Annotated in this window: 21 protein-coding genes; 12 read left to right on the forward strand and 9 right to left on the reverse strand. The window is 69.3% G+C overall.

Translation table 11 applies throughout. The features are described from left to right. Positions 1-5: 5 nt before the first annotated feature. The 4 genes from OG223_RS20410 to OG223_RS20425 form a co-directional block, all read right to left on the reverse strand. Positions 6-1,130: a TIGR03364 family FAD-dependent oxidoreductase gene (locus OG223_RS20410; RefSeq protein WP_329250462.1), complete on the reverse strand. Its 1,125-nt coding sequence runs from the start codon at positions 1,128-1,130 to the stop codon at positions 6-8. 81 nt (positions 1,131-1,211) lie between these two features. After that, positions 1,212-1,973, reverse strand: coding sequence for a GntR family transcriptional regulator (locus OG223_RS20415; RefSeq protein ID WP_329250465.1), 762 nt, complete (start codon positions 1,971-1,973; stop codon positions 1,212-1,214). A 32-nt stretch (positions 1,974-2,005) separates the two neighbouring features. Further along, positions 2,006-2,803: a hypothetical protein gene (locus OG223_RS20420; RefSeq protein ID WP_329250469.1), complete on the reverse strand. Its 798-nt coding sequence runs from the start codon at positions 2,801-2,803 to the stop codon at positions 2,006-2,008. A gap of 173 nt (positions 2,804-2,976) precedes the next feature. Next, positions 2,977-4,359: an ROK family transcriptional regulator gene (locus tag OG223_RS20425; RefSeq protein ID WP_329250472.1), complete on the reverse strand. Its 1,383-nt coding sequence runs from the start codon at positions 4,357-4,359 to the stop codon at positions 2,977-2,979. 131 nt (positions 4,360-4,490) lie between these two features. On the opposite strand from OG223_RS20425, the gene OG223_RS20430 reads away from it, so the two are divergent. The 3 genes from OG223_RS20430 to OG223_RS20440 are packed head-to-tail and all read left to right on the forward strand — an operon-like array spanning position 4,491 to position 7,015. Further along, a complete protein-coding gene (locus OG223_RS20430; protein WP_329250475.1) occupies positions 4,491-5,576 on the forward strand; it encodes a Gfo/Idh/MocA family oxidoreductase in 1,086 nt (361 codons plus the stop codon). Further along, positions 5,573-6,088, forward strand: a complete 516-nt coding sequence (locus tag OG223_RS20435; protein WP_329250478.1) for a heme-degrading domain-containing protein — start codon at positions 5,573-5,575, stop codon at positions 6,086-6,088. Before OG223_RS20430 ends, OG223_RS20435 begins: the two co-directional genes overlap by 4 nt. Before the next feature lie 60 nt (positions 6,089-6,148). Next, positions 6,149-7,015 (forward strand): LLM class F420-dependent oxidoreductase, encoded by an 867-nt coding sequence (locus OG223_RS20440; RefSeq protein ID WP_329250480.1) that lies wholly within the window; start codon positions 6,149-6,151, stop codon positions 7,013-7,015. Positions 7,016-7,128: 113 nt separating this feature from the next. Here OG223_RS20440 and OG223_RS20445 read toward each other — a convergent pair whose 3' ends face one another. From OG223_RS20445 to OG223_RS20460, 4 genes are all read right to left on the reverse strand, one after another. Beyond that, positions 7,129-7,986, reverse strand: a complete 858-nt coding sequence (locus OG223_RS20445; protein WP_329250482.1) for a fumarylacetoacetate hydrolase family protein — start codon at positions 7,984-7,986, stop codon at positions 7,129-7,131. Between the two features lie 129 nt (positions 7,987-8,115). Next, positions 8,116-8,772, reverse strand: coding sequence for a membrane protein insertase YidC (yidC, locus tag OG223_RS20450; RefSeq protein ID WP_329250486.1), 657 nt, complete (start codon positions 8,770-8,772; stop codon positions 8,116-8,118). 71 nt (positions 8,773-8,843) lie between these two features. Continuing rightward, on the reverse strand, positions 8,844-9,140 hold the full coding sequence (locus OG223_RS20455) for a DUF6412 domain-containing protein (RefSeq protein ID WP_329250489.1): 297 nt from the start codon (positions 9,138-9,140) through the stop codon (positions 8,844-8,846). A 67-nt stretch (positions 9,141-9,207) separates the two neighbouring features. Next, positions 9,208-9,735 carry a winged helix-turn-helix transcriptional regulator gene (locus tag OG223_RS20460; protein WP_329250492.1) on the reverse strand — a complete coding sequence of 176 codons (528 nt, stop codon included), beginning with the start codon at positions 9,733-9,735 and terminating at the stop codon, positions 9,208-9,210. Between the two features lie 69 nt (positions 9,736-9,804). On the opposite strand from OG223_RS20460, the gene OG223_RS20465 reads away from it, so the two are divergent. Then, positions 9,805-11,220: an MFS transporter gene (locus tag OG223_RS20465; RefSeq protein ID WP_329250493.1), complete on the forward strand. Its 1,416-nt coding sequence runs from the start codon at positions 9,805-9,807 to the stop codon at positions 11,218-11,220. Positions 11,221-11,229: 9 nt separating this feature from the next. On the opposite strand, the gene OG223_RS20470 is transcribed toward OG223_RS20465, so the two are convergent. Next, positions 11,230-12,012: a class E sortase gene (locus tag OG223_RS20470; RefSeq protein WP_329250496.1), complete on the reverse strand. Its 783-nt coding sequence runs from the start codon at positions 12,010-12,012 to the stop codon at positions 11,230-11,232. A gap of 216 nt (positions 12,013-12,228) precedes the next feature. Between OG223_RS20470 and OG223_RS20475 the strand changes: the two genes are divergently transcribed. The 8 genes from OG223_RS20475 (at position 12,229) to OG223_RS20510 (ending at position 22,804) form a co-directional block, all read left to right on the forward strand. Beyond that, entirely contained in the window at positions 12,229-13,704 is a 1,476-nt protein-coding gene (locus OG223_RS20475; protein WP_329250499.1) for a beta-1,6-galactanase, read from the forward strand. A gap of 29 nt (positions 13,705-13,733) precedes the next feature. Beyond that, entirely contained in the window at positions 13,734-14,978 is a 1,245-nt protein-coding gene (locus OG223_RS20480) for an MFS transporter (RefSeq protein WP_329250502.1), read from the forward strand. Between the two features lie 156 nt (positions 14,979-15,134). After that, positions 15,135-16,145 carry an SEC-C domain-containing protein gene (locus OG223_RS20485; protein ID WP_329250505.1) on the forward strand — a complete coding sequence of 337 codons (1,011 nt, stop codon included), beginning with the start codon at positions 15,135-15,137 and terminating at the stop codon, positions 16,143-16,145. A 9-nt stretch (positions 16,146-16,154) separates the two neighbouring features. Continuing rightward, positions 16,155-16,520, forward strand: coding sequence for an ester cyclase (locus OG223_RS20490; RefSeq protein ID WP_329250508.1), 366 nt, complete (start codon positions 16,155-16,157; stop codon positions 16,518-16,520). Positions 16,521-16,610: 90 nt separating this feature from the next. Continuing rightward, positions 16,611-17,000, forward strand: a complete 390-nt coding sequence (locus OG223_RS20495; RefSeq protein ID WP_329265398.1) for a very short patch repair endonuclease — start codon at positions 16,611-16,613, stop codon at positions 16,998-17,000. 235 nt (positions 17,001-17,235) lie between these two features. Beyond that, complete coding sequence (locus OG223_RS20500) at positions 17,236-19,788, forward strand: Z1 domain-containing protein (protein WP_329250511.1); 2,553 nt, start codon at positions 17,236-17,238, stop codon at positions 19,786-19,788. Beyond that, positions 19,785-20,810, forward strand: a complete 1,026-nt coding sequence (locus OG223_RS20505) for a PD-(D/E)XK motif protein (RefSeq protein WP_329250514.1) — start codon at positions 19,785-19,787, stop codon at positions 20,808-20,810. Before OG223_RS20500 ends, OG223_RS20505 begins: the two co-directional genes overlap by 4 nt. Next, positions 20,810-22,804, forward strand: a complete 1,995-nt coding sequence (locus tag OG223_RS20510; protein ID WP_329250518.1) for a hypothetical protein — start codon at positions 20,810-20,812, stop codon at positions 22,802-22,804. The genes OG223_RS20505 and OG223_RS20510 overlap by 1 nt, the downstream gene beginning before the upstream one ends. Positions 22,805-23,001: the final 197 nt, after the last annotated feature.

Consider the following 23,001-nt stretch of genomic DNA (forward strand, 5'->3'; position numbering starts at 1 on the left):
GTGGCTCACCAGTCCAGTTCGTTCGCGGTGGTTTCGGCGATCGCCGGGGAGCAGGTCATGCCGCGTCCGCCGGGCCCGGTGACCAACCACACGCCGTCGCGCACCTGTTGGCGGTGGACGACGCGGGCCGGGTCGGTGCACTGCGCGTACACGCCGGCCCAGCGGCGGCGGATCTTCGGGAGGGGACGGCCGAGGAACGACTCGACGACCTCGGCGAGATGGTCGTAGGGGTCCTCGGTGGTGTCGAAGGCGAAGGGGTGCTCGTACTCGTGGGTGTCGCCGATGGTCAGGCCGCCGTCGGCGCGCTGCACCATGAGGAGTTGCATGGCGTGGGCGGCGGCGGTCGGCGACTGCGGTTGCCGGGCGGCGAGTTGGTCGAGGGCGGGGCCGCGGTAGGCGGGGTAGTAGCGGAAGCTGTCCGCGTCGGCGACCGAGGTGGTGAGCGGTTCGCCGAGCGGGTCGGTCTGCATCATCTGCAACCGGACGCGCCGGACGGGGAGTTCGGGCCCGGCGAGTTCGCGGACGAGCCCGCACAGCCAGGCGCCCGTGCACAGGATCACCGTGTCCGAGGCGTGCACGTCCCCGTGGTCGTCGCGTACCGCGTGCTCGCCGACGACCTCGCGGACCTCGCGGCCCGGCAGGAAGGTGTAGCGCGGGGACTTCAACAGCTCGGCGCGCAGGGCCAGTTGGGTGGTGCGGGGTTCGACGGCCGCGTCCCGTTCGCAGTGCAGGGCGGCGGTGAAGTCGCCGCGCAGGGCGGGGTTGAGGGCGCGGGCCTCGGCGGGGGTGAGGAGCCGGTAGCCGCGGGCGGCGGCGTCCTCGCGGGCCACGGCGGCCTCGGCGACGGCGAGTTCGCGCTCGCCCCGGACCGGGGTCAGCGAGCCGTTGGCCCGGAAGCCGAGCCCGGGGACGCGGGCGCCGATCTCCTCCCACAACTCCCTTGCCCGCAGGGCTGTTTCGAGTTCCGCCCCGCCCGCGCGACCGCTCACCCAGATCTGCCCGAAGTTGCGCAAGGACGCGCCGCGGGCCTCCGTCTCGCGCTCGATCTGTACGACCTCATGGCCGCGTTCCACTGCTTGCCAGGCGTGCATGGTGCCCACCACGCCGCCGCCGACCACTGTCACTCTCACGCTGCGAGCCTGACCGACGCGGGCACGTTTGGGCTAGACCCGTTATCAATTAGTTACGCAACTTCCGTCGGGTGACATCGGTCAGATGACTTCCGTCAGGTGACTGGTGAACGAGAAGCGGTCGCCCCGGTACAGGCCCCGCACCCGTTCCAGCGGCTGCCCCTCCGTGTCCCGTGACACGCGGTGGATCAGCAGCATCGGGAGGGCGGGCGGGGTGCCGATGAGGAGGGCCTCGCGCGGGGTGGCGAGCACGGTCTCGATGCGTTCGTCGGCGTCGCCGAAGCGGATGCCGCGGGCGGCGAGGTAGCCGTAGAAGGAGGAGTCGGGCTCGAAGTCCGTGTCCAGGTGCGGGAGTCGGGCGACGGAGACGTAGGTGCTCTCGAGGCCGACCCGTTCGTCGTCGGCGAGCAGGACGCGCTCCAGGTGCCAGACGGGTTCGCCGCGGGTCAGTCCGGTCTCGGCGGCGAGCGCGGCGGAGCACGGGAAGCGGTCGAGCGTGACGAGGCTACGGCCCGGGGTGCGCCCCTGTCGTCGTACGCCCTCGGTGTAGCTGGCCAGGGACAGCGGCTGTTCCAGCTTGGGCCCCGCGACGACCGTGCCGCGCCCCTGCCGGCGCAGCCTGCCCTCCAGCACGAGTTCGCGCAGCGCCTGCCGTACGGTCTCGCGGGCGACCTCGTACCGCTCGGTGAGGTCGCGCTCGGTGGGGATCGGGCTGCCCTCCCCCAACTCGTCGACGAGCGCGGCGATCTGGGCCTTGACCGCGTAGTACTTGGGGATGCGGCCGTGCTCCGGGATGCCGGAGCGGACGGGGGCGCCGGGGGCCTGGTCGTTCGGGTAGTCCACGCGGAGATGGTCGCAGAAGGGGCGGGCCCGCGTTATCGGCGCCTCCGGGCCAGCAGGGCGCCGGCGGTGACGAGGAGGACGGACGTGGCGGCGAGGACGAGGTGTGCGGTGCCGATTCCGGTGCGGGCGAGTTCGTCGGTGAAGGAGAGGTCCTCGGCGGGGGGCGATGCGGTGGAGGAGGGGGCGGGAGTGGCGGCCGGGGAGGCGGCCGAGGTGGGGGCCGCTTCGAGGTCGGCGGGGTCGGCCGCCGCCACGTCGAAGCGGTAGTCGTTCGACTGGCCGATCCAGTCCCCGTCGTCGGCATGGCGTTGTACGACGGCCGCGTCGGCGGTGATCTCGTTCGCCACGGCGTCCGGGGCGAGGGCGAGGCGCACCTTCACCGTGAGGGTCTCGCGGGGGCCGACGGTGAAACCGGGGAAGCCGTCGTCGAAGGCGCCCACGAGTTCGGCCTCGTCGGTCCTGTTGAAGCGGACGGGATGGGGGCGCGGGTCGGTGCCGTCGTAGAAGTCGAGTCTGGGCTGGGACGGTTTCAGGGCGCGCTGCCGGTCGACGAGGACGACGACCGGGTGGATCGCGGTGCAGCGGCGGGCGGTGGTGTTGGTGAGGTCGAGATACCAGGTGCCGTAGCCGCCGCCGGCGTCGTAGGAGTCGGGGCCGTCGTGGATGCGGGTGGTGAGGGGGAAGGTACGGGAGCCGGGGGCGGCACAGGTGGGGGTGGGGTCGGCGGCGTGGGCCGGTGTCATCGCCGTGAAGAGAGGGAGGGCGGCTGCGGCGAGGCAGAGGGACAGGGGTGTGCGCAGTGGGATGCGCGGACTCAGGGGCAGTCGCATAAGCACATGAGCGTGCCGGACGGGGGCTGTGGATCGGGGGTGCCGTGCCGGTGGCGGGCCACGAATGCCTCGAACGGGCGCGGCGGGACCGCTGTTCGGCGGAAGTGCCACAGATCGCGGAGAGGTGTCCCACTTTTCCAGGACCCCCTTCAGGACACCCCCTCCCGGACGGCCTACCCGTCCGCCCGCCCGAACAGCGGTCCCAACAGCAACTGCGCCGCCCCCTCGGCGACACCCCGCGCCCCGCCGGGGGCGACCCGTACGGGTACGGCGGCCTCGCGGGCGCCCTCGCGGCGGGCGCGTTCGTCGAGGACGGCGGCGACTCCGCGCACGAAGGGTTCCGGGTCGGCGGCGACGGTACGGCCACCCAACAGCACGAGGTCGATGTCGAGCAGGCCCACGAGGTTCGCGGCGCCCGCGCCGAGCACCCGCGCCGCCTCACCGACGTCACCGCGCGCCACGGCGGCCAGGCACAGGGCCTCGATACAGCCCCGGTTCCCGCAGTCGCAGGGCGGCCCGTCCAACTGGATCACCTGGTGCCCGAACTCCCCGGCCCCGGTCCGCGCCCCCCGGTGCACACCCCCGCCGATCACCAGCCCGGCACCGAGCCCGGTCCCCAGATGCAGATAGGCGAACGCTCCGCCCTCCCCGCCGACGGCCAGCCCGAGCGCGGCGGCGTTCGTGTCCTTGTCGACGACCACCGGCACCCCGAGCCGCCGCGCGAGCGCGTCCCGCAGGGGGAACCCGTCCCACTCGGGAAAGCCGGTGACCCGGTGCAGGACGCCGTGGATGTGGTCGAGGGGCCCGGGAAGCGCGACACCGACACCGAGCAGGAGCGATATGGCTGGGCGCACGGTGGGCACCGGGGCAGCCGCCGCCGTATCGGCGGTCCCCGAACTGGCAGTCCCCGTATTGGCGCCCTCCGTACCGCCAACTTCCGTACCGCCAACTTCCGTACCGGCGCCCTCCGTACCGGCAGCCTCCGCACCAGCAGTCCCCGTACCGGCAGCCGCCCTGTCGGCAGCCTCCGTATCAACAACCGCCGGGCCGACACCGACCCGCACACCCACTCCCCCGGCCGGCCTGTTCGCCCCCCGAACCGCCACCTCCCCGACCAGTTCCTCGACCTCCCGCCCCACCGCCTCCACCACAACCCCGGCCCCCGCCCCCAGATCCAGCGGAGCACCCCGCTCCCCCACCACCGCACCCGTGAGATCGACCAGCACCACGCGCAGCTCGTCCCGGTCCAGATGCACCCCGACCGCGTGCCCGGCCTCCGGGACCAGCCTCAGGACCGTGCGCGGTTTCCCGCCCGTGGACGCGCGCCGGCCCGCCTCCGCGACGAGGCCGGAGTCGCGCAGCCGAGCGGTGATCTTGCTGACGGCCTGCGGGGTGAGCCCGGTGCGGTCTGCGAGTTCGAGGCGGCTGATCCCGTCCGGGCCGGCCGTCCGCAGCAGGTCGAGGACCAGCGCGGTGTTGTGACTGCGGACGGCGAGCAGATTCGCCCCCACAGCCCCTACGACACCCATCGCTCCCGCCACACCAGCCACACCCATCGCATTCGCCCCAGCCACCGCAGCCACCGCACCCACCGTCGATCCGACTCCGCTCCCACCCCGCGCACTGTTCACACCCCCATTCTCCCCACCACTTGCACTTTGGCAACAGCGTTGCCAAAGTGGAGGGCATGACTGGACGCACGACTCGCACACCTCTCCGCGTCGGCCTCGTCGGCTACGGCCTCGCGGGCTCCGTCTTCCACGCCCCGCTGATCGCCGCCACCGAGGGCCTCGCGCTCGACACGGTGGTCACGTCGAACCCGGAGCGGCAGGAACAGGCCCGCGCGGAGTTCCCGGACGTCCGTACGGCCGCGACCCCCGACGAACTCTTCGCCCGCGCCGACGACTTGGACCTGATCGTCATCGCGTCCCCGAACAAGACGCACGTCACACTCGCGACCACCGCGCTGAAGGCCGGCCTCCCGGTCGTCGTGGACAAGCCGATCGCCGGCACCGCCGCCGAGGCCCGCGAACTCGCCGCGCTCGCCGAGGAGCACTCCCTCCTCCTCTCCGTCTTCCAGAACCGCCGCTGGGACAACGACTTCCTGACCCTGCGCAAGCTGGTGGCCGAGGGCGAGCTGGGCGACGTATGGCGCTTCGAGTCCCGGTTCGAGCGCTGGCGCCCGCAGCCCAAGGGCGGCTGGCGCGAGTCCGGCGACCCCGCGGAGATCGGCGGTCTGCTCTACGACCTCGGCAGCCATGTCGTGGACCAGGCGCTGACCCTCTTCGGCCCCGCGGCCTCCGTGTACGCCGAGTCGGACGTCCGCCGCCCGGGCGCGGAGACGGACGACGACACGTTCTTCGCGATCACCCACACGAACGGCGTCCGCTCGCACCTGTACGTCTCCGCGACCACCGCCCAACTCGGCCCGCGTTTCCGGGTGTTGGGCTCCAAGGCGGGCTATGTGAAGTACGGCCTGGACCCCCAGGAGGCGGACCTGCGGGACGGCAGGCGCCCCGGCACCGAGAAGAACTGGGGCCAGGAGTCCGAATCCCTCTACGGCCGGGTCGGCGCCGGCGAGTCCCCGCTGACCGGCGGCGGCCGCCCCGAGCCGACCCTCCCCGGCGACTACCCCGCGTACTACGCGGCCGTCGCCGCCGCCCTCCGTGACGGCACCCCCAACCCGGTGACCGCGCTGGAGGCGGCCGCCGCCCTCGACGTACTGGAAGCCGCGCGCCGCAGCGCCCGCGACGGAGTGACGGTGACCCTGTGACCCAGAACAAGCCCGCGATCACCCAGCGGATCGCCCCGGAGATCACCCCGACGGTGGAGGAACTCGAGGCACAGGAACGCCGGTTGGTGTTCCAGCGCTTCACCTACGACGACGCCTGGACGCTGGGTTCCCTGCTCGTGGAACGGGCCCGCGAGAGCCAGGCGCCGGTCGCCATCGACATCCGGCGCGCCGGTCAGCAGCTCTTCCACGCGGCGCTGCCGGGCTCGTCCCCCGACAACGACGCGTGGATCGACCGCAAGCGCAAGGTGGTCGAGCGCTTCGGTGCCGCCTCCTACCTGGTCGGCACCCGCTTCCGCGCCAAGGGCAGCACCTTCGAGGACTCCTCCCGCCTCGACCCGGACGAGTACGCGGCCCACGGCGGCTCGTTCCCGATCAGGGTCGAGGGCGTGGGCGTGATCGGCACGGTGACGGTGAGCGGGCTGCCGCAGTTGCAGGACCACCGGTTCGTGGTGGCGGCGCTGGAGCAGTTCCTGGACGACGACCGGAATTAATCGGCGGCTCCCTCCGGTTGGGACTGTCCGACACGTCCGACACCGAAGGGAACGGGTCCGATGAGCAACGCCCTGAAGGAAACGGTCGGCCGGTACGGCATCTGGAGCGCGGGTCTGCGCTCGGAAGATCCGTCCCGGCGCGGCGAGTTGGCGGAGGCCACGGCGGAGTTGGAGCAACTCGGGTACGGCGCGGTCTGGTTGGGTGGCAGCAGCAGCGCCCGCAACGCCGTCCCGCTCATCGGGGCGACGTCACGTATCGCCGTCGGGACCAGTATCCAGAGCATCTGGCAGTACACGGCGGCCGAGAGCGCGGCGAGCTTCGCCGAACTGGAGCAGGCCCACCCGGGCCGCTTCCTGCTCGGCCTCGGAGTGGCCCACGCCAAGAACACCGACGGGTACCGCCGCCCGTACTCGGCCCTGGTCGCCCATCTGGACGCCCTGGACACCGCCGGGGTACCCGCCGGGCGCCGCCTCCTCGCCGCGCTGGGCCCGAGGACGATCGAGCTGGCCCGGGACCGCGCGGCGGGCTCGATCCCGTACCTGGTGACACCGGAGCACACGGCGCGCTCCCGCGAGATCCTGGGCGAAACCCCTTTGCTGGCCCCGGAGTTGAAGGTGGTCCTGGAAACGGACCCGACCCGCGCCCGCACCCTGGCCCGCGAGGCCCTCTCCCCCTACCTCGCCCTCCCGAACTACACCGCCAACTTCCTCCGCAACGGCTTCACGGACTCCGACCTCACGGACGGCGGCAGCGACCACCTGGTGGACGCGGTGTTCGCGTGGGGCGAGGACGCTCAAATCCGCGCCCGCATCGACGACTTCCGAGCGGCGGGCGCGGACCACGTGGCCCTACAGGTGGTGGACGGCAACACGCGCGAGGAGCTGCCACGCGAGGCCTGGCGCAGGCTGGCTTCTCTACTGGGCTGAGCGACAGTTGCCCCTCAGGGGCGCGGGGCTGCATCGATATGCGGCTCCGCCGCGTGGGCGCGACCAGCCACAACCGGACGCGCACCCGCCAAACAACCGCAACCCCTCGCCCCTCAGGCGTCTTTGAACTCCTGCCGCTGCCGCCCAAGCCCCGAGATCTCCAACTCCACAACATCCCCGGCCCGCAAGAACGGCTTGGGCTCAGGCTGCCCCAACGCAACCCCCGCCGGCGTACCGGTGTTGATGACATCCCCGGGGTACAGGGTCATGAACTGGCTGACGTACCGCACCACTTCAGCCACCGAGAAGATCTGCTCCGCGGTCGTCCCGTCCTGCTTCAACTCCCCGTTGACCCACAGCTTCAGCGACAGCGCCTGCGGGTCCGGCACCTCGTCCGCCGTCACCAGCCACGGCCCCAGCGGGTTGAACGTCTCGCAGTTCTTCCCCTTGTCCCACGTCCCGCCCCGCTCGATCTGGAACTCCCGCTCGGACACGTCATGGGCGACCGCGTACCCCGCGACATGCGCGAGCGCCTCCTCGTGCGAGGACAGATAGCGGGCCGTACGTCCGATGACTACCGCCAGTTCGACCTCCCAGTCGGTCTTCACGGACTTGCGGGGGACGAGCACGGTGTCGTACGGCCCGACGACCGTGTCCGCCGCCTTGAAGAAGATGACGGGTTCCGCGGGCGGCTCCGCGCCGGTCTCGCGGGCGTGGTCGTGGTAGTTCAGCCCGATGCACACGACCTTGCCGATCCGCGCCAGCGGCGGCCCGACCCGCAGCCCGTCGGCGTCCAGCGCGGGCAGCTCCCCGGCGTCGGCGGCGGCGCGGATCCGGCCGAGCGCGGCGGTGTCGGCGAGCAGCGGCCCGTCGATGTCCGGGACGATGCCGGACAGGTCCCGCAGGGTCCCCTCGGCGTCGAGCAGCGCGGGCCGCTCCGCCCCTGCCGTACCGACTCGCAGCAGCTTCATGTTCACCATCTCCATCGATCGTGCGGGCCGTCGACCGATGGGTGCAGCCATCGGATGACTGGCCGATCCTCCAAGCTCACGGTCCAGTCCGCAATACCCGGTTCACGGACTGGACCGGCACCGCGCCGCTCAGCTCCGCAACAGGGCCCGTTCGACCGCGGTCCAGGCCGCGCTGGTCGTCACGTACAGCGCGACGGCGAGCGGTACGACGGCCACGGTGCCGAGGGTGAGGAAGGACATGAGCGGCAGCACCCGGGCGACGGTGCTGTCGTCGACCGCCGTCCGCCTGGCACGGACGTAGCTGAAGGTCGCGACCGCGGCGACGACGAGGAACAGCCCGACGTAGACGAGCCCGGCCGGCCCGAACACCCCGTCCCCGGCGAGGGCGTCGGCCCAGTGGCCGTCGAGCGGCGCGGCGAACAGCCGGTGGGACAGCAGTTCGTCGCCCCCGCCGGAGAACAGCCGGTACAGCAGGAAGAAGGCCGGGAGTTGCAGCAGGCTCGGCAGCAGCCCGGACAGCGGTGACACCTTCGCGTCGGTGTGCAACTCCAGTACGGCCGCCCGCAGTTTCTCGGGCTGCCTCGCGTACCGCTTCCGCAACTCGGCGATCTGCGGCTGGAGTTGTGCCCGCGCCCGCTGTCCGCGCGCGGCGGCCCGGGAGAGGGGATGGACGAGGAGTCGTACGAGAACCGTGAACAGGACGATCGCGGCGGCGACCGCGGTCGTACCGAACAACGGGTGGAGCAGGTCGGCCAGTTGGCCGACGGTGCGGGTGAGAACGGACATGGGTGAGCCCTCCGTGGGTCTCGTCGTGCCGGAGTGGGGCATGGCGATGCGACGACCCGCGCGGGAATGCCTTACGCGGTGGTCGTCCGGAGGGTGTGTCCGGGGGCTCGGGGGCGTGGCCGGCCCGAGGCGTCGGGGTCGCGCTGGGGCAGGAACGCCGTACGGCGGGCCCGGTCGCGGATGGCCGTACGGACCCGGGCGGGCGGTACGGCTGGGGCGCGGCGCGCGGTGAGGAGGGCGCGGACGGTGAGGGCGGTGGCGGTCGCGGCGAGCGCGACGGTGACGGCGGCGGGGAGGCCGCCGGCGTCCAGCAGCGTCAGCGGGAACAGCAGGAACAGGAACAGCAGGGTGGCGCGACCGCGGTTCATCGGCTGTCCCCCTCCCCCAACTGCCATTCTCGTACGGTCCGTTATACCTGTCCGGCGTACCCGTCCGTCATACCGGATCGGTCTCGATCGGCTGGAGCAGTCGGCGTGGCTGGAGGAGCGCGCGGCTGACCGGGTCCGCGGGGTCCGGGTTGAGTCCGGAGCCCGGCTCCATGAGGACGTCCCCGGCGGGGACGACGAATCCGCAGGCGGGGCACTCGGCGTACGGGCCGAGTTCGGTGCCGCAGTCCGCGTGCCGGAAGTAGCGGAGCTGCGGCTCGTCGAACTGCTCGCGGCCCCACCGGCCGAGTGAGCGCAGGGTCGGCCACAGGGCGATCGCGCGGTCGGTCGGGACGTACTCGTCGCGCGGCGGGGACTCCCGGTAGCGGCGCTTCTCCAGGATGCCGGCGGCGGTGAGGGCCTGGAGGCGGGCGGCGAGGACCGCGCGCGGGATGCCGAGGTGGACGAGGAAGTCGTTGTAGCGCCGGACGCCGTAGAGGGCGTCGCGGACGACGAGCAGCGTCCAGCGCTCCCCGACCACCTCCAGTGCCCGGGCGATCGAGCACTCCTGTGTCGCGTAGTCCTTGCCCAGTGCCATGCCGTCCACCTTAGCCACTTTCCGACTTCTAGGTTCATTGAACGAACCTACGGTGTTACGGTACTCCTCATGACTAGGTTCAGTGAACGAACTCTCAGCCGGACATCCGCGGCGCCCGAGGCAACCGAGGCACCCGCGGTCTCCGAGCCGAGCGTGCCGCACCCCCGCGCCACCCTCGCCCTGACCAGCGCGGCCACCGCCGTCGCGCTGATGACGTACACCGCGCCGATGGTCACGCTCCCGGACATCGCCGCCGCCCTGCACACCCCGCTCTCCGCCCAGGCCTGGCTGCTGAACGGCACCCCGCTTGGCCTGGCCGCGCTGCTCCTGGTCGCCGGCAGCCTCGCCGACGACTACGGCCGCCGCCGAATCTTCCTGGCCGGCACCTTCGCGCTGGGCATCACCACGGCACTCTCCGCGCTGACCTCCTCGACCTTGCTGTTCACCCTGACCCGGATCGCGCAGGGCGCGTCCAGCGCGGCCCTCCTCGCCAGCAGCCTGGGCCTGATCGTGCACGCCTTCCCGACCCCGCGCGGCCGCCTGCACGCGACCGGCGTGTGGGGCGCGTTCGTCAGCGGCGGCATAGCCGTCGGCCCACTGGTGGCGGGTGCGATGCCGGACTGGCGCGTGGCCTACGGCGTCCTCGGCGCCGCCGCGCTCGTCGTGGCGGCCCTCGGCGTCCGTACGTTGTCCGAGTCCCGCGCACCGCGCGGCGGACGCCCCGATCTCGCCGGAGCGGTCACCTTCGGGCTGGCGCTGGTCGCCCTCGTGGCCGCGTTGACGCTGGGCCGCGACGGCTGGCTGCGGGCGCCGGTGGGCCTGCTGGCACTGGCGGCCGTCGTGCTGGTCGGCGTCTTCGCGCTGGTGGAGCGCCGGGGCGCGACCCCGATGATCGACCTGAGCCTGCTGCGCCACCGCCTCTTCCTGGCCTCCTCGGCGGGCGGCCTGTTCACGGGCTTCGCGGTGATCGGCCTGTTCAGCTTCCTGCCGGCGCTGTTGCAGCAGACGCTGGGGCTGTCCGCGATGGACACGGCCTGGCTGTTCCTCCTCTGGTCGGGCCTGTCCTTCACGGTCGCCCTCCAGGCCCGCCGCCTCGCCGGCCGCGTCTCCTCCCGGCACCAACTCACTCTGGGTTTCCTGCTGCACGCGGCCGGCGTCCTGACGATGCTCGGCGCGCTGGACTCCGGTTCCTGGGTACGGCTGCTGCCGGGACTGGTGATCGCCGGGGTGGGCAGCGGTCTGCTGAACGCCGCGCTGCCGCTGCTGTCCGTGGAGTCGGTACCGGCGGCCCGGGCCGCGATGGGCTCCGGGGCACAGCAGACGTTCCGGTACATCGGCTCGTGCGCCGGGGTCGCGCTGACGATCGCGATCGCCACGTCGGCCGGGGGCGGTCTCGCCCGTGGCGCGGACATCGCGATGGTGGTGTCGGCGGGGCTCGCGGTGGTGGCCGCGGTGAGTGTGGGGATGTTGCGGGAGCGGGCGTGAATCAGTGAATCAACGGGGGTGCGTGGAGGTGAGCGTGCCCCAGACCACCATGCGGTACCTGGACGTGAACTCCGGGGTGCAGGTGGTGAGGGTGATGTAGAAGCCGGGTTCGCTGTAGCCGTAGGACGGCTTGACGACCGAGCGCGGGATCGGCCGGATGACACCCGAGTCGGCGGCGGAGGTCTGCGGCAGGATCTTCTCGACCGTGTACGTGAAGGTGGCCGCGCTCGTCTCGACCTGGACGGTGTCCTTGAGGCGCAGCCGCGGGAGATACCGGAAGGGCTCGCCGTGGGTGTTGCGGTGCCCGGCGAGCGCGAAGTTCCCTGTCTGACCCGGCTGTTGGGTGCCGGGGTAGTGGCCGACGTACCCCTTGTTGAGCACGTGCTGCTTGCTGACGCCCTCCGCGACGGGGACGCGGAGGTGGAGGCGGGGGATGGTGAGGATGGCGTAGGCCTGGGAGGGGTGAGGGGTGGCGGATCCGCCGGCACCGGTGCCCGAGCCGGCCCGACCGCCCGCTGAACTGCCGCCCGCCGTACCGGTGTTGGCTGATCCCGTGTCGCCCGACGGGGTGCTGCCGCTCGCCGCGCCGGGCGTCGCCCATTGCCGCTCCAGCGCCTGCACCTGATGCTCGGCGCCCTGGCGGGCCTCCCGGTTGGTCCACCACAGCTCGTGGACGACGAGGAGCAGCAGGACGACCCCGGCGGTGACGAGCAGCTCCCCGCCGGTCCACAGGGCGCGTCGGCGCAGCGCACGGCGTCGACGGCCGCGGTGCTGCACGACGGGAACCCGCATGGGCCGCACGATAAGGGCCGGTTCGCGAACTCACCAGACCCGTGGTCCCGTTGGTCGTGGAGGTGCCTGTTCGATCCTTCGTACACGGGTTTTAGAAAGGGGTGTCACAACCCTCGACAACCTCACACACCACACCCGATGCTTCCTGGTGGCACGAGCCGGGGGGATGGCCGACGCCGGTGGGACGACCGGCGGTTGAGCGAATCGGGAGTAGAGATGATCCGACGCAGAACCCTGCTGGCCGCAGCGGGCGGTGGGCTCCTCGGCACCGCCCTGGCGGCCGGCACCGCACGCGCCGACGCGACGATCGCGGTCAACCCGGCGACGAAGTACGGCACTTGGGAGGGCTGGGGCACCTCGCTCGCCTGGTGGGCGAATGTCTTCGGCGCCCGGGACGACTTCGCCGACATCTTCTTCACCACCAAGTCGACGACGTACAACGGCACTTCACTGCCGGGCCTGGGCCTGAACATCGCCCGCTACAACCTGGGCGCGTGCAGTTGGAACACGGTGAGCGGCGAGTCGATGGTCGCCTCGGCCAACATCCCCGCGTTCAAGCAGATCGAGGGCTACTGGCAGGACTGGAACAACGAGGACCCCACGTCCTCGGCATGGAAGTGGACGGCGGACGCGACCCAGCGGGCGATGCTGGTGAAGGCGACGGCACGAGGGGCCACCACCGAGCTCTTCGCCAACTCCCCCATGTGGTGGATGTGTCTGAACCACAACCCGTCGGGCGCCTCCGGCGGCGGCAACAACCTCCAGTCCTGGAACTACCGCCAGCACGCCTCCCACTTGGCGGCAGTCGCCCTCTACGCGAAGAACAACTGGGGAGTGAACTTCGCGACGGTCGAGGCCTTCAACGAGCCCTCGTCGAGCTGGTGGACGGCGACCGGCACGCAGGAGGGCTGCCACATGGACTCGGCGGTCCAGGCCGCCGTACTCCCGTACGTCCGCAGCGAGTTGGACGCCCGCGGCCTGACGAGCACGAAGATCTCGGCGTCCGACGAGACGAGCTACGACCTGGCACGGACGACCTGGAGCGCCTTCTCGTCCACGACGAAGGGCTACGTCAACCGCGTCAACGTCCACGGCTACCAGGGCTCGGGCGGCCGTAGGGACCTGCTCTACACGGACGTGGTGACGACGGCGGGCAAGGCCCTCTGGAACTCCGAGACGGGCGACAGCGACGCCACGGGCCTGACCATGGCCAGCAACCTGCTCTACGACTTCCGCTGGCTGCACCCGACGGCGTGGACGTACTGGCAGGTCATGGACCCGAGTTCGGGCTGGGCGATGATCGCGTACGACCAGAGCACGCTCACGGCCGGCGCGGTGCAGACGAAGTACTACGTGATGGCCCAGTTCAGCCGCCACATCCGCCCCGGCATGACGATCCTCGACACGGGCGTGAGCTACGCGGCGGCGGGCTACGACGCGACGGCGAAGCGGTTGGTCATCGTGGCCGCGAACACCGGCTCGTCCTCGACGACCCTGACCTTCGACCTCTCCAAGTTCACGACGGTGGCGGGCGGTTCGAGCGGTCTGGTCCCGCGCTGGAACACGGTGACGGGCGGTGGCGGTGACTTGTACACCTCCCACTCGGACACCTACCTGAGCGGCAAGACGGTGAGCGCGACGTTCGCGGCCGGGGCGGTGCAGACCTTGCAGATCGACGGGGTGGTGATCTGACCTCTCAACGCACTGATGGCGGCGGGCGGTTGGCCCCGTCCACGCAACTCGGAGGCGGTGGCGGGCAGTTCGGCCTGCTCGCGCTGGCGCTCGGCGGTTTCGGAATCGGCCTGACCGAGTTCGTGATCGCCGGGCTGCTGCCACAGGTGAGCCGCGGCCTGGACGTGTCCACGGCCGCGGCGGGCTGGCTGATCTCCGGCTACGCGCTGACGGTCGCGGCAGGCGCGATAGCGGTGACGGCGGCAACGGCGGGCCGGCCGCAAAAGCCGATCCTGGTAGGCCTGTTGGCCCTGTTCGTGGCGGGCAACCTGCTGTGCGCGATCGCGCCGAACTACCCGACGATGCTCCTGGGCCGCGTGGTGGCGGCCCTCTGCCACGGCTCGTTCTTCGGCATCGGCTCCCTCGTGGCCCGCCGCCTGGTCCCTCCCGAACGGGCCTCCCGCGCGGTCGCGATGATGTTCGCCGGCCTGACGGTGGCGAACGTACTCGGCGTCCCCTTCGGCGCCCTCGTCGGCGAGCGGTGGGGCTGGCGGGCGACGTTCTGGGCGATCACGGGGATCGGTTCGGTGGCGCTGGTGGCGATCGCCGTCCTGGTACCGGGATGGGCGGGAGGAACGAGCGGCCGGGCGGACCTGCGATCCCAACTCCGTTCCTTCCGCTCGACCCAGGTGTGGCTGACGCTCACGGCCACGGCCCTCGGCTACGGCGGCATGTTCGGCGCGTTCAGCTACCTCGCGTACACCTTCACCGAGGTCACGGGCTTCTCCGCGACGGACGTGGCCTGGCTGCTGGTGGTCTACGGCACGGGCCTGGTCGTAGGCAACATCGCGGGCGGCCGGGGCGCGGACCACAACCGCGACGTGACGCTGCTCGTGTCCCTGACCGGCCTGGCGGCCACGTTGACGGTGTTCGGGTTGCTGGCGAGCAGTCGGCCGGCGTCGGTGATCCTGGTCTTCCTGCTGGGCGCGTTCGGGTTCGCGACGGTCCCCGGGATGATCACGCGGGTGACGGATGCGGCGGGGGGTGTGCCGCTGGCGGCGAGCGCGAACGTGTCCGCGTCGAATGTGGGGAACGCGGTGGGGGCGTGGCTGGGGGGCCTGGCGATCAGTGCGGGGTGGGGGTATGCGGCTCCGTTGTTCGTGGGGGCGGGGATTGTGGGGGTGGGGTTGGGGGTCATGGGGTGGGCGGCGCGGGGATCGACGGACAGCGCCAGGGGTGGGGGCGGGGGTGCGGGCGGGGCAACAGGAGAAGCCGCGGAAGTGCAGCGGTCGTAAGAAAACCGCCGGAAACCGAAAAGCCACCCGGAGTTCCCCACAAGGCGGCCTCCTGACCCCCTCACACCGCTCCCCCACCGCACTCTCACCGGCCGACCTGGGCATATCTCTCCCCTTGCCTCCATCTGTGTCGGCATCGGCAGTACCGTGTCGTTCATGCGCCCCGACACGCCCGCCGAGAACGTCGACCACCCCGCCGAAGCGGCCCGCCTGGAGCGGACCGCGGCCCGCTACCCCGAGGACGCCGAGGCCCTGCTCCTCCAGGCCGCGGCCCACCTCGAACTGGCCGGCGACCGCCCCGCCGCCACCACGCTCTACGACCGCCTGCTGTCGTCACCGGACACCCTGGAAACCCCGCACCTGGTACGGGCCCTCAAGGCCTCGAACCTCTGGGAGTACGGCCACGAGGCCGAGGCCAGGGCGATCATCGACGGGGTACGGACCGCGTCCCCGCGCGATCCCGCGCCCTGGGTGATCGTCGCGGAGTCCCTGGAGGCCCATGACGAGCTGGAGGCGGCGCAGGAGACGTTCACGGCGGGGGTGGCTCTGCTCCTGACGGACGTACCCGAACCCCCTTACTCGACCCACCCGTTGCTGTTCGGCCGACACCGGGTCCGGCGCATGCTGGGCGTGTCGCACGACGAGTGGGACACGCTGGCGGACACGTTGCATTCGTCCTCGGTGTCCCTGGACGAGCTGCACGACCCGAAGAGGGTGTGGTCCCTGGGGTCGGACAACCCGGCGGAGCTTGAGGCCGAGATCTCGCGGCTGCGAGCGGAGTTGGGGGCGTACCGGGAGGCGCTGTCCCGACCGTTCCCGGTGGCCGTGCTGCACTGGCCCGAGGGTGAACTCGCCGAACTGGTGGGGGCGTACGAGTCCCTCGCGACGGAGTACCCGTCGCACGAGGAGCACCTCGCGACGATAGAGGGGTCGCTTCGGGAGCTGGCGGCGAGTGGCACGCCGAACCTTGGGATCGTTACCGGGACTGTGCCTTCTTACGAGGCGTTCGCTGCCTCTGAGGGGGCTTCGCCAGGGGATGTTGATCTGTTGCCGCAGTATGCGACGACGTTGGCGGCGCGGGGGCGGGCTGTGGTTTGGCCGCCTCAGCGGGGGGCTTCTTGTTGGTGTGGGTCGGGAGAGGCCTATGGGGAGTGCCACGGGGGCTGAGGAGCGGTGGTGGCGGCTGAACAACACGCGTCTGCTGAACGCCAGTTGGTGCTCCGCTACTTCGAGATGTGGAACACCGGCGATTCGAGTGTCGCCGGTGAGGTGCTTCATCCCGAGTGGCGGGACCATGCGCATCCGGAGATCGCGGGACCCGATGATGTCCGGCGGGCGGTGGAGCGCGTACGGGCTGCTCAGCCGGACCTGCGCTTCGACATCAGGGCGGTGTTGAGCGAAGGCCAACTGCTGGCTGCGGTTGGGGAGGTGAGCCGGGGAGCTGGTTCAGCGGCGACAGTGAGCGGCCTGATTTGGCTGATCCGTGTTCGGGACGGCTTGCTCGCGGAGATGTGGACTTACCGTCGCGACGAACGGGCGTGATCCGCGGCTCTCGACACAACGTCTCAGGTACGCCGGCACAATACTTCCGTGCCAGATCTCGTCCCGTCCTCCCCTGCCGTGTCCGCCCGCATGAGCCGACAGAGCTCCCGCGACACGGCCCCCGAAGTGGCGGTCCGACGCCTCCTGCATGCCGAGGGTCTGCGGTACCGGTTGAACGTACCTGTGCCCGGCATGCCCCGTCGCACGATCGACATCGTCTTCCCCAAGGCCAAGATCGCCGTCTTCATGGACGGTTGTTTTTGGCACGGCTGCCCTGAGCATGCGACGCAGCCCAAGTCGAACGCGGAGTGGTGGCGGGCCAAGCTCGACAAGAACATGGCACGTGATGTCGAGACGACCGAGCATCTGCTCGCGGAAGGCTGGACAGTGCTGCGCTTCTGGGAGCACGAGACAGCCGATGGCGTTGCCCACCGGGTCGCTGCCTCCGTTGCGGCCCATCGGCCTCCGGCCGAGCTGTGACCCGCCCCACGCACATCGACCTCGCCACCTGGAGCCGGTTTCGGGACGGCCGGGAGCAGCAATGATGAAGTTGTTTCACGTATTGACATCCAATTCACCCAATAGTGTGTAGAGGTTGCACGAGTGGGATGCCGATCTGCTCCGCATGGGCCCTGGCGCAGCGTGATCTGTCGCGCCGGCCAACTCCCTGCGGCCCAGCCGGCTTGACGAGCGAGAGCGGAGACGGTCGATTCCCATGACCGACAATTTCGACGAAATGTACGAAACGTTCAAGGCTCTCTTGGACACGTTCCCTCCCTCGGAGGCGGTCAAGCGGCTGGAGCTGTTCGGCATCAGCTCCGACATCGTCGAACAAATCCGTGAGCACCACGAGCAGCAGATGATCCGCATCAAAGAACTCGAAGAACCGCATGCGGTGGTCCTGGGCAACCGCGACACGTGGTACACCGGCCCGCAGGCAAAGGACAAGTGCTGGCCCGGTGTTGTGGATCTGCTTCGCAAGGACGGCTGGTCCGAAGAACCTGCCATCAGAGAGCTCGACGACTCCTCCACCCGCGTCGTCTCCCTGTTGAACCATCCGAAGGAAAGAGCATTCTCCACACGGGGGCTGGTCGTCGGGTACGTCCAGTCCGGCAAGACCACCAACTTCACATCGGTGATGGCCAAGGCCGCCGATCGCGGCTACAAACTCTTCATCGTCCTGGCGGGCATCCACAACGGCCTCAGGCGCCAGACGCAAGCGCGCCTGGTGCAGCAACTCGTGGAACCCAACCCCTCCATGTGGTCCCAACTGACAGGGCTGGACAAGGACTTCACACCACAGGAGAACCCGGCTTCGTACTTCGGAAAGAGCAACAAGACGCACGTCCTTTGCGTGGTGAAGAAGAACGCAGCGGTACTGCGCAAGCTCGGCAGGTGGCTGGAGAAGGCTTCGGACTACCTCCAGGACTGTCCGGCGCTGATCATTGACGACGAGGCGGACCAGGCCACGGTCGCCACGAAGTCCATCAACCCGTTGATCCTGAGCATCATGAGCAGCCTGCCGCGGTCCGCCTACGTCGGATACACGGCTTCTCCCTTCGCCAACCTGCTGATCGACCCGAGCGCAGAAGACCTCTATCCCCGTGACTTCGTCGTCAACCTGCCCAAGCCGGCGGGCCACTTCGGCACCGAGGTGTTGTTCGGTCGCTACGCGCTCGACGGCGAGGACCCGGAACAGGTGGACGACGGTTACGACATGATCCGTTCGATCCCCGACGACGATGTGTCGTGCGTGCGCCCCGAGACGAGAGCCGACGTCGAAGGCTTCGAGCCCTTCATCACCGACACTCTCAGCAGAGCGATCGAGTATTTCTGGCTCGTGACGGCAGCCCGCAGAGTGCGGCGTTCAGGCAATCCACACAGCACGATGTTGATCCACACGAGCGTCAACACCGCGGTACACAACAGCTTCAAGCGGCCGTTGGAGCACCTTCGCTCCCGCGCAACGCAGTCCCTGACCGATGAAGACTTCCTCTCCACGTTGCGCGCTCTTTGGGATCAGGAGACCGCACGTGTCCCTGCCGAGGACTTCGGTGAGACGAAGGTGTCGTTCGACGAACTGGCGACCGAACTGCCGGATGTGCTCCGCAACTGCCGCGTCATCATGGACAACTCCAGCAGCGAAGATCGCCTCGACTACGAAAACGGCCCGGTCGTCGCCATCGCCGTGGGAGGCAACACCCTGTCGCGCGGGCTGACTCTCGAAGGCCTGTCGGTGAGTTATTTCGTCAGGGCCGTGTCGGCGTACGACACACTGCTGCAGATGGGTCGATGGTTCGGTTTCCGGAACGGCTACGCCGACCTTCCTCGGATCTGGATGACCGATGAACTGGCCGAGTGGTTCAGGCACCTCGCCACCGTCGAGACGGAGATGCGTCGAGACATCGACGTCTACATGACCGAGTCCGAGACACCTCTGACTTTCGCGGTACGTCTGCGCACACACCCCGCGCTTCGGGTCACCGCAGCGGCCAAGATGCGCGCCGCGGTAACCGCGGCATCCTCCTACGGAGGCAAGCGGGTCCAGACCCACTACTTCCACACCAACGGCGAGTGGCTGCGCGGAAACATTACTGCCGCCCGCGACTTGGTCGCCGCCTCCCTCTCGAACGCCGTCAGAGTGGAGGAACGCCCGGCCGACGGGCGCTATGTGTTCCGTGACGTACCGTACGACGTGGTGACCGACTTCTTGGTCGCGTACAAGTTCCACGAGAAGTCACCGGAGAACGACGCCGGTCTGATCGGCGATTACATCCGAAAGCGGGTCACGACAGCCGACTCACTGCGCCGGTGGAACGTTGCGATCGTCGGCAACCCGGCGGGAGGGCCGTACACCTTCGTTCCCGGTGTGGCAGTGGGCCGCAATACCCGCGCTCGCCTCAAGGTGGAAAGCCCTGATACGGACTTCGCCGACATCAAGACACTGATGAGCCGTCCCGACGCGGCAGTGGATCTGACCGGAGACACAACGAAGCTGACTGAGTCGGGCATCAAGGAAAAGCGTCGCGCCCAACTTCCGGACACGGGTCTGTTGGTCCTGTATCCGATTGACAAAACGTCACAGCCAAGCCCGGACAAGGAGCTTCGTGCGCCACTGAACGCCGAGGAACACGTCATCGGCGTCGGTCTCGTGTTCCCCGAGCCGCAACACGGAGACAGCACGGTCGAAAAGTACATCTCGGCCAACCTGTCCGGCATCCGCATCGAGGACGAGGACTACAGCCCCCTCGAAAGCGAGGACGCGTGAAGGAAGATGTGCTCCGCAAGCTCGTCGAGGATCGCTGGACCGCACTCGACACCGAGAAGATCACGGGTGAAAGAAGCCTGAGAGTTTCGCAGTTGCCCGTCGTCAGCGACGGGGGGTCATTGGCGGTGGCCGTCGATCACAGCGGACATCGCCACGTCCTGGTACCGATTCACGCACATCGCAAGGTCCGTCCCGGCCTGGACGGGCCCGTACTCAGATTGCGCAAGCGGGCCCTGGAGGACGAGGAGACCTATCAGACCTACGCCGACCTTGCTTGCCTGCGCAACGACCTCGATGATCTGTTCACGGAGTTGTGCGTCGACGTATTGGGCGCGATCGGTGAGCTGCCCACCAATCCGGTCAAGGCGCTCTATCGTGTTCTCGATCGATGGAAGGCTCTTTTCCAGGCGCAGGGAACTCCGCTGGGGCCTGATCAACTTGCGGGGCTGTTCGGTGAGTTGACAGTCCTCAATCGGCTTCTCGTGAAGGACCCGAGCGCGCACCGGCTCTGGCTCGGCCCCGAAGGACACCGCCATGATTTCACGGGTGGAACCACCGCCGTCGAGGTGAAGGCGACCACCACCACCGAGGGGCGAAGACCACGGATCCACGGACTCGACCAACTCGAGGTGCCGGAGGGCGGGAACCTCTGTCTAGCTTGGTTCCGACTGCAACGCGCATCCGGAAACGTCGCAGGCACCGCGTTCGTGGACTTGGTCGAACAAACGCTTGGGCTCTGTGACGACGAAGGTGCAGTACTCAATCTGCTCGCCATCGTCGGCTATCGCTCCTCGGACTCCGACCGCTATCACGATGTGCGCTTCGCAATCAGTGAAGAGCGATGGTACCGAGTTGGCCCCGGTTTTCCCGGTCTCACCGGCCAGGCACTTGTCGAGGCCGACGTACCCGTCTCGATTCTCGACGTCGAGTACACCATCGACCTGTCCGGTGAAACACCTGCTCCGCTGCCGTCAGACCAAGTGCCCCAAGTGATCGAGAGCATGATCCAGGAGTCTGTGTGATGGAGCCGCGCTGGTATTCACAGCCCTATCCCCCGGAAGGCGCCAGCGCCGCTGAAGGAATCCGCAACCAGCTCGGACGTCCGGAACTCGATCTACTCACCATCCTTGTGCGTGAGTCCGCCCAGAACAGTTGGGATGCACGCCTGACGCAACCCTCCTCCCCCGTGGACTTCCGCATTGACATGTGGACAGTCGGTCCAGCCCACGCCGGAGCCTGGCGTGAGCTTCTGCTGAACGGCGCACCTTCAGGCAGCCCGGAGACCTTCCCTCTGCGCGACACCCTGAGGCGTGGCCCAGTCCGCGTCCTCGCCGTCTCCGATCGTGGGACGCGGGGACTCGGAGGACCCACCCGCGCCGACGACGCGGTGGGCGCCGAGCGAGACTTCGTCTCTTTCATCCGCAACATAGGTGAACCGCGCGACACCGCGCTCGGAGGTGGCACCTACGGCTTCGGCAAGGGCATCTTCTACCTGCTGTCCAAGTCCGGAACCGTGCTCGTGCACTCCCGTTGCCGTACAGCTCACGGAGGTCTCGAGACCCGACTCATCGGCTGCACCCTCTGGAAGAGTTACGTGGCCGGTGAACCCGGCGAAGACCGTCGCTACACCGGTCGGCACTGGTGGGGCAACATGTCGGGACCGGTCGTCGAACCCCTGGTCGGCCGGGAGGCCGAAACCACGGCGCAGCGTCTGGGACTCAGATCCTTCGGTCCCGAGGAGACCGGGACGACGGTCGTCGTCATCGATCCGGACCTGGACGAACTCGCGCCGCCCGAGGCGGCCGACTATCTGGCAGAGACCATCACCTGGCATCTGTGGCCAAAGATGATTCCCATCGGCGGCAAGCCACCCGCCATGAAGTTCGCCGTGGCTTGTGACGGTGTCGAACACTCGGTGCCGGACCCGCGGGAGACCCGCCCCCTCAACATGTTCGTCGCCGCTCACGAATCGATGACGGGCCCGGACGGCAGAGACCTGCACTGCTTGAAGCCCAAGCAGTATCTCGGGCGCCTCGGGCTCGTGAAACGGATCATGCCGCCGCTGGAGCCGACACGTGCCTCACTCATGCTCGACATCGAGGACATCATCCATCACATCTGCCTGATGCGACCGGCTGAACTCGTTGTCACGTACCACCCCGGGCCGAAACCGCCCAGTGTGAACCAGGGATACGCCGGAGTCTTCAGGGCCGACGAAACGATGGACGAGGTCTATGCAAAGGCCGAACCACCCACGCACGACGCCTGGAATCCGCAATCGCTCGTGAGGCCCGAGAGCACCTTTGTTCAGACGACGTTTCGGCGTATCAGCGAAGCTCTGGAAAGCCTGCTCTCCCTCGGCGGTGTGACCCGTACCGGAGCCAGCAACGTCGCTCTGGGCGCTGCCAGTTCGCTCTTTTCCGGACTGGTGGGTGGAACCTGGGGCATCGGTGGCGCCACGGCCTACTCAAAGCCCGGCAGCACCACCCGTGCTTCGAAGTCGGACGACGCGGAGGAAAGGACGGCCCGTTCGGCTCCAGGCCGTGCCGTCCCGAGCCCGACACCGTCCAGTACGGATCGGTCTCCCGCCGACGGGCCGGCAGACTCCGGCGAATTCGGCACCGGCACCGAGCACTTCACCGATGTGCCCGGGACGGACGGAGCAAGCACGCCACGCCGCCGTCCGAGGGTCCAGTACATCGGCGAGCCCTACTACGACGATCGCGACGACGCCTCCGTACTCGTCCAGGAGTTCCGGCTGCCCGTACCTGGGCCACAGTTGGTCCGAATCGATCTGGCCGTGACTCTTCCCGGAACCGGCGGGCGGGAGACGGACCCACCCATCGGGGCAAGCATGCCCGTGCTCGTCGGATGGGAGGACGACAGTGGTCGTGTGTACGCCTCCGATCCATACGTGATCGAGGGCAGCGAATCCCTCTGGCGGGCTCTTGTGCGACCGGCTCCGGACACCATGACCGAGATCGGTATCAAGGTCGAGGCGGTGAAGGCCTCGTGAGTCGGCGCGTACTTCCATATCGCGTCCCGTCCGAGGACGTCGTCGTCGCCGAGACGTGGTCGCTCGTCGTCCAGGACGGTGAGATTGCTCTGCCGGAAGCCCTGCCCGACTGGGATTACCAAATGGACCTGCATCTCCGCAGAACCGTCCGTGTAGACCTGGACCGAGCACGAGCCCAATCCGGACTCCCCATCGAC

It is taken from the genome of Streptomyces sp. NBC_01478, from assembly GCF_036227225.1.
Classification (GTDB): Bacteria; Actinomycetota; Actinomycetes; order Streptomycetales; family Streptomycetaceae; genus Streptomyces.